Annotated in this window: 14 protein-coding genes; 1 reads left to right on the forward strand and 13 read right to left on the reverse strand. The window is 41.5% G+C overall.

Annotated features, from left to right (window positions below; genetic code table 11):
- Positions 1 to 67 precede the first annotated feature (67 nt).
- On the reverse strand, positions 68 to 1,969 hold the full coding sequence (locus tag IM500_RS13445) for an ArsA family ATPase (RefSeq protein WP_287738656.1): 1,902 nt from the start codon (positions 1,967 to 1,969) through the stop codon (positions 68 to 70).
- 12 nt (positions 1,970 to 1,981) lie between these two features.
- Positions 1,982 to 2,665 carry a GvpL/GvpF family gas vesicle protein gene (locus tag IM500_RS13450; protein ID WP_190723178.1) on the reverse strand — a complete coding sequence of 228 codons (684 nt, stop codon included), beginning with the start codon at positions 2,663 to 2,665 and terminating at the stop codon, positions 1,982 to 1,984.
- Between the two features lie 92 nt (positions 2,666 to 2,757).
- Here IM500_RS13450 and IM500_RS13455 point away from each other — a divergent pair, with 92 nt between their 5' ends.
- On the forward strand, positions 2,758 to 3,090 hold the full coding sequence (locus IM500_RS13455) for a gas vesicle protein (protein WP_353737906.1): 333 nt from the start codon (positions 2,758 to 2,760) through the stop codon (positions 3,088 to 3,090).
- Positions 3,091 to 3,221: 131 nt separating this feature from the next.
- On the opposite strand, the gene IM500_RS13460 is transcribed toward IM500_RS13455, so the two are convergent.
- From IM500_RS13460 to gvpA (IM500_RS13510), 11 genes are all read right to left on the reverse strand, one after another.
- Positions 3,222 to 3,482 carry a gas vesicle protein GvpG gene (locus IM500_RS13460; RefSeq protein ID WP_190723179.1) on the reverse strand — a complete coding sequence of 87 codons (261 nt, stop codon included), beginning with the start codon at positions 3,480 to 3,482 and terminating at the stop codon, positions 3,222 to 3,224.
- 14 nt (positions 3,483 to 3,496) lie between these two features.
- Positions 3,497 to 4,231 carry a gas vesicle protein GvpF gene (gene gvpF / locus IM500_RS13465; RefSeq protein WP_190723180.1) on the reverse strand — a complete coding sequence of 245 codons (735 nt, stop codon included), beginning with the start codon at positions 4,229 to 4,231 and terminating at the stop codon, positions 3,497 to 3,499.
- 15 nt (positions 4,232 to 4,246) lie between these two features.
- The gene (locus IM500_RS13470; protein WP_002786502.1) at positions 4,247 to 4,720 is read right to left on the reverse strand and encodes a gas vesicle protein K; all 474 of its coding nucleotides are present in this window, start codon (positions 4,718 to 4,720) and stop codon (positions 4,247 to 4,249) included.
- 40 nt (positions 4,721 to 4,760) lie between these two features.
- Positions 4,761 to 5,027 (reverse strand): hypothetical protein, encoded by a 267-nt coding sequence (locus IM500_RS13475; protein ID WP_242034731.1) that lies wholly within the window; start codon positions 5,025 to 5,027, stop codon positions 4,761 to 4,763.
- Between the two features lie 62 nt (positions 5,028 to 5,089).
- The gene (locus IM500_RS13480; RefSeq protein ID WP_287738660.1) at positions 5,090 to 5,401 is read right to left on the reverse strand and encodes a gas vesicle protein; all 312 of its coding nucleotides are present in this window, start codon (positions 5,399 to 5,401) and stop codon (positions 5,090 to 5,092) included.
- Positions 5,358 to 5,768, reverse strand: coding sequence for a gas vesicle protein (locus IM500_RS13485; protein ID WP_147068961.1), 411 nt, complete (start codon positions 5,766 to 5,768; stop codon positions 5,358 to 5,360). The genes IM500_RS13480 and IM500_RS13485 overlap by 44 nt, the downstream gene beginning before the upstream one ends.
- 29 nt (positions 5,769 to 5,797) lie before the next feature.
- Entirely contained in the window at positions 5,798 to 6,838 is a 1,041-nt protein-coding gene (gvpN, locus tag IM500_RS13490; protein WP_002758527.1) for a gas vesicle protein GvpN, read from the reverse strand.
- A gap of 610 nt (positions 6,839 to 7,448) precedes the next feature.
- On the reverse strand, positions 7,449 to 7,988 hold the full coding sequence (gene gvpC / locus IM500_RS13495) for a gas vesicle protein GvpC (RefSeq protein WP_190723182.1): 540 nt from the start codon (positions 7,986 to 7,988) through the stop codon (positions 7,449 to 7,451).
- Positions 7,989 to 8,255: 267 nt separating this feature from the next.
- Entirely contained in the window at positions 8,256 to 8,471 is a 216-nt protein-coding gene (gvpA, locus tag IM500_RS13500) for a gas vesicle structural protein GvpA (RefSeq protein ID WP_002735503.1), read from the reverse strand.
- Positions 8,472 to 8,854: 383 nt separating this feature from the next.
- A complete protein-coding gene (gvpA, locus tag IM500_RS13505; protein ID WP_002735503.1) occupies positions 8,855 to 9,070 on the reverse strand; it encodes a gas vesicle structural protein GvpA in 216 nt (71 codons plus the stop codon).
- Between the two features lie 371 nt (positions 9,071 to 9,441).
- On the reverse strand, positions 9,442 to 9,657 hold the full coding sequence (gene gvpA, locus IM500_RS13510; protein ID WP_002735503.1) for a gas vesicle structural protein GvpA: 216 nt from the start codon (positions 9,655 to 9,657) through the stop codon (positions 9,442 to 9,444).
- Positions 9,658 to 10,502: the final 845 nt, after the last annotated feature.

A 10,502-nucleotide genomic window follows, 5' to 3' on the forward strand; every position in this document is an offset into this window, starting at 1 on the left:
GAGAATTGCCGTGGGGACTGGGTGATAGATGGGGTGAAGAAGTCCGACTTGAGCAGACTAATTACCTTTAAAATAACAGATCTGCCGCGCTTTTTACCCGGGCTAGAGGTTCTACTGACCGGGGTAAACTGGGTAAGCGAATCAAAGTTTGATCTGGGAATAAATCCCGATCAATTTCCTCATTAGCGTGATAACGATTCTGCACGACATAACGTTGATAGACTCCCATTTTTTTCAAAGATGCTGTCAATCGCAGTTGTTCGGCAACTATAGCATCTTGGGCTTGCAAAACTCCAATAAATTCTGTATGTTGGGGGTCTTTTAGTTTTTTCTGGGCAGACATCACTTGTTGTCTTAAGGTTCGCAATCGTCCCATTAAATCTACACGCCCTAAGACATTTTGATACTTCATCCAAAGCTTAAAAATCCAACTTAACCAATCTCCTAAAGCCGTTGGCATTTCCAAAAATCGCAGGAGATGACCGGTAGGAGCCGTATCTAAAATAATCAAATCTTGTTGTTTCTGGTCTAATAAATCCATCACTGTTACTAGGGATAACATTTCATCAATTCCTGGCAGAGATTGAGCTACAATTTGTCGCCAAGCTTCCGGAGTATAAGCTAGTTTGATGTTTCCTTCTTCCTTACCTTCACCACTAATCATTTCTGCCAGTTCCCATAAATAATCATCCCGAAATTTTTCTAAAATGATATTAGCGTCAACTTCTTGACCACTTAAATTAGCAGTTAATTGTGTGGATTGATGTCCTAACTTTGTCCCAAAGGCATCTCCCAAAGAATGCGCTGGATCAATAGAAATAATTCTAATTTTTTGATCGGGATGACGATTAGCTAACGCCCAACCAATGGCCGCAGCAACGGTTGTTTTTCCCACTCCCCCCTTGCCACCAATGATAATGAGTTGGCGTTTGTCGTCAATAAAATCACTAAAACTCGGCAGAATTTTTTGCGGCCATTGAATAGGAGGCGGGGGAGTAAATTCTACTTTTTCGATGATTTTAATTTGACTCATGATCTGATCTAATGCTTCACCTCCTAGGGGTTCTTTTGATTGTTGGGGCAGGGTGAAAATTGTCTCTTGACCTGGAATTTTTAGGAATTTATCCAGGAGTTGCTGTTGCTCACTATAGCGATCTAAATTTTGATTAGGATCCGTTAGAATTCGATTAATAAATAAGCTGCCGCAGGGAATATTTAAGTGATGCAAACTATTGAGTAATCGTTCGGTTTCTAATAAACTCATCGGTTCGGCAATTGCCACAATTAAACAAAGGGTAAAATCCCGATCTTGTAGGATTCGTTTGCCTTCGGTTAATTCTGCTTGTGTTTTGACTAAAAAGTCATCCACATCATCGGCATTGTAGGTTTTTGAAAAAGTTTGCGAAATAACACGATGTTTTTCTTGAAACAACTCTAAAGAATTTAAAATAATCTCTAAAAAGTCTTTAATTCCCAATAAATTCAAGGTATGACCAGAGGGAGCCATATCAACAACAATTCGATCTACAACATTGTCAATAAGTAATCGCTGAATTTCTAATAGACCCATAATTTCATCTAAACCTGGCCAGTCTAAATCCCAAACAGGAGTTAAATCTTCTCCTTCAACAAAACTGCCCCGTTCTACTAAAATTTCTAAAAATTTTCCGTATTTTTCTTTAAATTCTAAGAGCAATTTTTCCGCATCTAATGCCCTAACTTTTAAGTTGGGTAACTCTTTTACAGGTGATGCTTGATCGCTAACTTCTGTTTGCAATACATCCCCTAAAGAATGAGCAGGATCGGTTGAGATTAACAGGATTTGTTCCTCGGGGAATAATTTAGCCCAACGGCGAGCAAATCCACAGGAAAGGGTAGTTTTTCCCACTCCTCCTTTGCCACTAAACATAACTAAATGTCGAGTGTCATAACGACTTAGAGAGTTATTTACCAAGTTAAAGTTAGTCATAGAGAAATCAAGTTAAGTAAAGTGATAGGGGGGAGAAACTTGTCCTAATTGTAATTCCCAACGGGGGCAGGCTTTCTGCCAATGCAAGACTTGCTCGATTAGTAAAGGTTCTTCTTGAAGATTAACTAAAAGATAAATTCGTGATTCTGTCCCCGGAGCAGTAATAATCCTCGTTGATGGATAGCTTTGGGTGATTAAATTCACGAGATTTTGCCATTCTGAACCTTGCAAAGTATAAAAATCTTGTTGGGCTTCATAAAGCTGTTTTTTGGCTAAAAAATATTGTCTGCCCCTGCTTTCAGAAGAGAGTACAGGCTCCTCTGGCTTACGGGGAATACATTTTAAAAGATATTCTCCTTTTCCCTCAAGTTCTTCAATTTTTTCTTGATATTCTTGGCCATGAGAACAAAGATGAGTCAGTAAATTTTCTGACTCTAAAAAAGATGTGCCAAAACGTAGGGGTAAAATAGTGGTTTGTTGAAATAATTGACAGATGACTCGATCATGACATAAAACGGATTGAATCAAGCGTTCATCATCATTTTGTAAAGTGTCTAAACTAACTTCGGGTTCGACTACGGCCGATAGCTCTCCACCAGTTATCAGTAACAATGGGTTAGCCATTCCAACGGGTAGTGTTAGGCTTTCTATGGGGGTTTTCAAAAAAGCGTAAGTATATAGATTGTACAATTTCATAGGGTTTACCAAAAGAAAATTGACGATTTTTTACAAGTTTTTATATTGGGGCGTTGATATGCTAGAATATTCTAAGTTATTCAGGGATTGTTATGACAACCACTCGTCCACCCAGACCAATTAGATCTAAAATTAGCACCATGCCTCGGAAACAATCTGAAGCAGATCAGCAACTTGAGCTTTATAAGTTAATTACTGAAAAACAACGTATCCAAGAAAAATTAGAAATGATGGAGCGGCAGATTCAGCAGTTAAAAAGTCGTCTCACGTCTGTGACAGAGCAAATTGAGACTACAGAACAAAGTATTCAAAATTTGCCTACAGCCAACCCTCCTAGTGTAGCTAAAAAACCTGATTCCCCAAAAACTGTTGCTCACTCCTCTAATAATTCCAGTAATTTCCAAACTTTTTACCTAGAATATTAAGGCTTAACCAAGGGCTAGTTCTGACCAAGCTTCAACGAGTTCTTGAGCTTGTCAAATCCGCCCTTACTTTGTCCATGGCCTATAGGGTGGGAAAGATTGCCAGTTCTGAACTTGGGGAGTATAGAAAAATTCTAGAGAGAAGATTCAGATTGGTTTTCTGCCTCTTCTTCTTCTAAGGCTTGAATTTTTAATAAAAGTTCTTCTTCCTGAATTTCAAACTCCTCCTCAGAAATGTTGCCCATATCGTAAGATAGTTGTAAGGATAATAACAATTTGTGCAAATTTTCCGCCTCATCATATTCTATATCTGCACGCTCTTGAATTTTCTCCCCAATCCAGATCAGACCCCCAATAGGACCGGTAACAGGAAGAAATAAAAGATCGAGAAACATAACTAATACTCTCCTTAGACAAGTTGGGCAAAGGTATAGGGTGCGGTTAAATTGTTATAGCGAATTCTTAGGCGATCGCCAAACTGCTGATCGATCGCTTCAACGTTTTGGCTAAATTCCGGCTCTTGCTCCCAGGGAATTAAATAAGCTGCATTGTAAATCATGTCATCCGTCATCGGATCGCTTTCAATCACCTCTTGGGCGCGATGATTTAATTGCTCTCTAAAGACTTGAATAATGTCTTGTTTCCGTTGCAATACAGTGGCTTCAATGAGTTGACCTATATGGATAATTTCTTCCATATTTAAGTTTTTCCCCATCATCGCATCCCGTTCTTGCTTTAACTTAGGATTAGACTCCAAAGCCGCTTGTAATTCCCACTGATTATCCCAAAAAATCTTAATGCTAACCTCTCGTTGGCCTGACAGTTTAGCAAATAATTCTTTCAGTTGGGTTTTATAGGGACTAATTAATTGTTCGGTGACGGATTCCCAGGTTTTGATAACTAAGCCAAACCGCAGGGGCAACAACGTTGTAAACCCTGCTTCCATGACAGTTTCTAATACTTTTTCATGGCAAATTAAATAGCGACGGGATGCCAAATACTTCTCTTTATGAGCAGCGGAGTAGAGAAAACTAAAACCCTCAATCATCTCACTGTGAACTGGCTCATTATCAATACCCTGCAAAACGAGTCCGTCAGGAATTGGTTCCGGAAAGATTCCATACAAATAAAGACCCACTGTCATCAGTATTCTCCCAAATTAAACCGGCTGAGAAGTTAAAACCAAACGAAGCTTTAGATGAATTAAATCTAGTTGAGCTAGACCCAGATCAACATTTCCTTCCACAACAACTCCTGTATTGAGGAGTCTATCCACTAATTCTAACACAGAGGGCTTAATACCCTCCTTTCCAGGATAATAACTCCCCGCTTCCGGTAAAAGAGTGCCAAACTCTCCTAGGTGGACATTTAACTCTTCTGGCTCAACCTCAAAAATTTCACACAAATGGAGAACTTGTTCTTGCAATTTTTGGATACTTTCTGCGGCTCTATCTAAATCAGACTCACTGAGAACCCCTTTTTCCATCCGGCGAATGATTTGGGCTTCGAGCAATTGGCGTACCAGTTCCACGACAGTTAACAGTAAAGGGGCTAAACCAGCTTGGCTATTACTTTCTGGACGGGTCAGCAAGGCTTGATTATCAGAATCGTAAGGTGTGCAAGCAAGTGTCATGGTGGGAATTGGTAAATGAGCAGTTTTTGACGGTGAGTCTCTAGTGGGGAGCTTGGCCAAGAAATTTTATCTGAGGGAAAATAATGATGTACAATGTCAATTTTCCGCTGCCTTGTGAAGATTCAAGTGAGGAACTTCTCCGACAGGAGGAATGTGCTTGATCATTTGGACTGGTATCATGACCCTCGATTGCCCCCGATCGGGGTAGGGATTTTAAGGCTTGAAGTTCAGCTTCTGGCGTTTCTGCTAATAAAGCTTGGGATTGGCTATAGAGATGGGAGTCGTCTTCCCACCCATTAATTGCCATCTCCCTTGCTCATCAACAGAGGCAATCGTTAACTGGTGTAAACTTCTTGACCGTTTGAGGATTCAATTGAGGAATTTCAATGTATATAAAGAATGTGCCTGGTCGTTCGGACTGGTATCACGGCTCTCCATTGCACTCAATTTGGCTAAGGATTTTAAGGCTTGAAGTCGGCGTGAAAGTTCCAGGTTTTCTGCTAATAAAGCTTGGCATTGGCTAGGGAGGTGGGGATAACCTTGGCACCCATCAATTGCCATTTCCCTTGCTTTATCAAGAGGGGCAACCGTCAACTCGTGTAAATTTCCTAACCTTTGAGGATTCAAGTGAGGAATTTCACGCATCTGAGGAATGTGCTTCATCGTTCGGACTGGTATCATGGCTCTCTATTGCACTCAATTGGGTTAAGGATTTTAAGGTTTCAAGCTCAGTTTCTAGGGTTTGGAGTCGGAGTGAAAGTTCCCGATTTTCTGCTAGTAAAGCTTGGGATTGGCTATGGAGGTAGGGGTCTCCTTCCCACCAGTTGATTCCCATTTCCTTTGCTTTATCAACAGAGGCAATTAACAAACGAATGCGGATATTTATAAGTTCAGTGGAGGCGATCGAAACGGAAATATCGCCGGCAATCACAATTCCTTTATCTAAAACTCGTTCGAGTATATCCGCTAAACTCGAACCTTGAGTTGCTGTTTTTAGGGAGTTGTTTGACTGGTTTCTGAGCGAGCCAGCAAAAGTGGAAGAAGTCACGGTTGGTTTCACTCAATAAGAGTATAAAATTAGTCTTTTCGCTGGGGCAAGTTGCCTCGCAGTAAAGATTGAATGGCTTTTAACGACTGATTTCCTGTCGAAGGCTCAGGAGTTGACGCTTGGGCATCGGAAGGCTCCTCTTCCTCTAGAAAGGATAAGGATTCTAACGGATTGTCCTCGAGGATTTCCCATAAAATCGCTCTTGACTTATCAACAGATAAATTTGTGCGTGACAAAAGAACATCGGCGCAGATATCACGGAAGTCCGAGTCAGCGGAGTTGGCCGCAATATCGTGAGAGGCGCAGACTTTAGCAATCATTAAACAAGAGCGCAAACCCGACGTTTTTTCAGTCGCAGTTTTCACACGAAAGGTTTTGACGAGGTTGACAATAAATAAAGCATCTTCTCGACCAATCCCCGTTTTTTGAGCAAGAATTTCTGTCTGAGTTAGTTGGTCCGGTTCAGGCATATTGATAGTTACCAACCGATCCATTAAAGCATCTTGGGTGGCATGAACCCCACAGTATTCTTCTGGGTTGGAGGTGAAAATTGCCCGAAACTGAGAATTGACTTGTAGGTAATCGGGTTGATGGCTAGTGGGCGGCAGGGTGAGAATTTTTTCTTCCAAGGCAGAGAGTAAAACGTTGTTGACCTCAGGTCGAGAACGATTGAACTCATCATAAACTAGGGTAAACCCCTCGCGACAGGCCATTGTTAAGCGAGAATCCACCCAATTGTGTTTTAGCTCGTCTTCAACTTTGAGAACGCTGTGGATATAGTTATCCATCAGTTTTTTATGGGTGTAGCCAGACTGACTACCAATTAAATCGGAACTGGTAAAGTCATCATCGCCAAAGATTAGCATCACAGGTCTGGCTAAACAATTGGCCAAGTGCATTGCCAAGGTGGTTTTTCCCGTTCCTGCTGGGCCACATAGATGAATGGAAAAACCAGAGTTTAGATAACGTAAGGCGCGGGTGGCAATTTGATCAATCGAAGGCGTAACAACAAATTGACCGGGGCGGAGGCTGAGGACGGCTCTTCTTGTTTGAGTTTCAGTAACTGTCATAGTTGAAATCTAGTAAATACCATTGATAATCCCCGCCTGAAGCGTACGGGTATTCTTGAGCTAACAACTGCTGGTTCAGGTTTCCCCTTAATAACCGAGTAGGCGAGGACGCTTGTGTTACCCGAATTTTACGGCAAGTTTAATCGTCTTTGGCTTTTAAGGCTTACCTCATAATAATATCACAAAAAATTAGGAACTGTCATCAATTAGATCTAGAACCTTGATTCTGAAGGTATTTCAGGATATTCATTAGTCAAGGGAATAAAATTCTTGTCTAGATTACTTTTCAAGACTTAAACAATGACAAGCCCAGATGCAGTCCTTTTCCCTTACCTCCTTTGTCAATAAAAGACTAATAATGACAACATTAGCTATAAACTAAGTGAAGTTTTATAATACTTCTTAATTTACCAGAGCCCTAGAGCAGCCTGAAGAGGAACCCACCAATCCTACGTTGAGTCTAGAAACTTGAAAAGGCAGGACTGGCTAGGTTTAAAACCAAAGGCTTATTGTTGTATTTTCAGATAGTCCTCTAGTTTAGCCAGGAAAAGGGACTAGAGGGTTTTTACTCTAGCCCTAGGCTTAAGTGGGTTGTAATTAACCTAGAGATTTATTTGCCAAAAACGTAGATAGACAACTCTTGACGAAATTGACGCAAATCGTCTTTTAGCTGTTTCGCTTCCGCCAAACGTCTTTCTTGAAATTGACTTAAATCATCCTTCACCTGTTTAGCTCGATCTAGATGAAGTTGGCGTAACTCGTCCTCTAGCTGTTTCGCTGCCGCTAAACGCTGTTCTTGGAATTGACTTAAATCCTCTTTCAGCTGTTTAGCTCGATCTAGACGCTGTTGACGTAAGTCGTCCGCTAGCTGCTTCGCTGCCGCTAAACGTTGTTCTTGAAATTGACGTAAATCCTCTTTTTGCTTTTCCGCCTGAGCTAAACGCTGTTTTTGGGTAGCTGTTAAAAACGCAAGGCTTTCTTGTTGAACTTTTTGGAAAGATTGGCGCAAAGCAGTTGCCTGTTCTTGCGCTTGTTTTTGTCTTTCAGTTTTGACATCCGACAAAAAAGCTTGGACTTCTTGCGAGAGTTTAGCTACTTCTCCAGCAATCGATAAACGCTCCTGGCGGAACTTTTCCATGAGAGCAGGCATGGGGTTGTCCTCAATTACTAAATACTATGGAATGGATTAGACCCAATCACCCGTTAGAAAAACCTTCACGGGGACTGGGGGGAGAGACAGTAGATTCCGACTTTTCTGATCATCCCAAAGTCGAGATAGCGAACTACCCTATCAATTATAGACTATTGCGCCCCAAGAGAGGGGTAACTAAACTCAATAGGGATTAAAGAAAAGCCAAGAATCTGGAAAACCCGGTCGGGTTTTAACTGAGCAGATAGGAGAATCTGTGAGCAATCCTTAAGCAGGAACCGCCGCAGATTGAGTCAGACCAACTGCTTCAGCATATTTGAGGTAGGTTTCAACCGAAGCGATGACTACACGAGCTTCAATCGCTAATAATTCGATTCCCACCAGAGAGACGCGAGCCCAGGCATCAATAACGATACCTTTGTCAAGGATACGATCGATAACTTCAGCTAAGCTAGAGGAAGAGTTGGTTTTTTCGACTGCCATGGTAATAGACCTTTTTGTTAGTTGTATAGGAAGTGTACAATGCTGAATCCAAATGTTGAGATAGCGAACCACCGCATCCCAAGGGGCGCAACCTCCCACCTAAAGAATGGCCTTCCATTGCGCTATTGCGAAAAATAGAGAGGCTCACATTCTGGCGATAGGTGGTAACCCTAGCTACAAGGGTCAAAATCACGGTCACAAAAATAATTTGTCTGAGTCTAGCTTTGTTCTAGCTATCCGTTGCCGTGCCAACCCTATTAATTATAGACTATTGCGCCCCAAGAGAGGGGTAACTGAACTCAATAGAGATTAAAGAAAACCCAAGAACCTGCAAAACCCAGTCGGGTTTTCACTCAGCAGATAGGAAAATCTGGGATCAATCCTTAAGCAGGAACCGCTGCAGATTGAGTCAGACCAACGGCTTCAGCATATTTGAGGTAGGTTTCAACCGAAGCGATAACTACACGAGCTTCAATCGCTAATAATTCGATTCCCACCAGAGAGACGCGAGCCCAAGCATCAATAACGATACCTTTGTCAAGGATACGATCAATAACTTCAGCCAAGCTAGAGGAAGAGTTAGTTTTTTCAACTGCCATGGTAGTAGACCTTTTTGTTTGTATAGAGAGTGTACAGCGCTGATCCAAAAGTTGAGATGGCGAACTACCCAAGACCAAGGGGCGCAGCTTCCCACCCAAAGAATTGCTTTCTATTCCGAAAAATAGTGAGCCTCACACTCTGGTGATTGGGGGTAAACCTAGCTACAAGGGACAAAATCACGGTGACAAAAACAATTTGTCTGCGTCTAGCTTTGTCTTCGCTATCCGTTGCCGTGCCGACCCTATCAATTATAGACTATTGCGCCCCAAGACAGGGGTAACTAAACTCAACAGGGATTAAAGAAAAGCCGAGAATCTGGAAAACCCACTAGGGTTTTAACTCAGCCGATGGGAGAATCTGGGATCAATCCTTAAGCAGGAACCGCCGCAGATTGAGTCAGACCAACGGCTTCAGCATATTTGAGGTAGGTTTCAACCGAAGCGATAACTACACGAGCTTCAATCGCTAATAATTCGATTCCCACCAGAGAGACGCGAGCCCAGGCATCAATAACGATACCTTTGTCAAGGATACGATCAATAACTTCAGCCAAGCTAGAGGAAGAGTTAGTTTTTTCAACTGCCATGGTAATAGACCTTTTTGTTGTTTTCATAGAAGGTGTACAGTGCTGAAATCATGGAGGATTCAGATATCTATTTGATTTTTCTGCCTTCATCACTTCCGCAATTTCAAACATAACACCCTTGTTTTGTCGTTGTCAATATCTAATATCTAGTTTTTGGTTAAGAAATGTACGATCCTTAAGTTAAGAAATGTAGTCAATTCTCATTTTTGGGGTTAAGAAATGCCATCAATTCTCAGAAAAGATGCACCTAAGTAGGTGGGTGGAATTAAATATAAGATGAGCGGGCGTTGGGTTTCATGCTTCAACTCAACGCCCGCTCATGTTACGCTACCGCTAACCCATCCTACTGGACTGTTTCAGCTAAAATAGGGCAATAGATTCGGCTTAAAGTCTTAGATTATAGGACTTACGCACTGTACAAATTCACCATGATGTGTATGAACGAAAATCCATCGTTTCAGACTTTTGGCGATTAACTTCCCAACGATAGCGATCGCTCAAAAGTCATCAAAAAATCACGTTAAAATGCCCGAAACCCATACCTCATATTTGGTCGATCCTGTCAATGCGTAAGTCCTAGATTATAGAATCTATAGCATTTTTCTAATACACCAAATTAGCTGAAACAGTCCGCTACAAATAATTGTGCCTCCCTACTTATGCTTTCATTATTAAGCGATCGCTGGCTCTAGCCAAGAGCTGCCATGGACATAGAACAAATAAACTAATAGTGGGACTTAGACAAAAAACAAATCGAGAAAAGCCTCAACTCCAATCCCCGCTTGGGATTTACTTCGAGAAGCCCAAAATCGCTGAAACCCAGATAGATCAAGGAAAATCATAAA

The sequence above is a fragment of the Microcystis sp. M179S2 genome (genome assembly GCF_020245805.1).
In the GTDB taxonomy this organism is placed as follows: Bacteria; Cyanobacteriota; Cyanobacteriia; order Cyanobacteriales; family Microcystaceae; genus Microcystis; species Microcystis aeruginosa.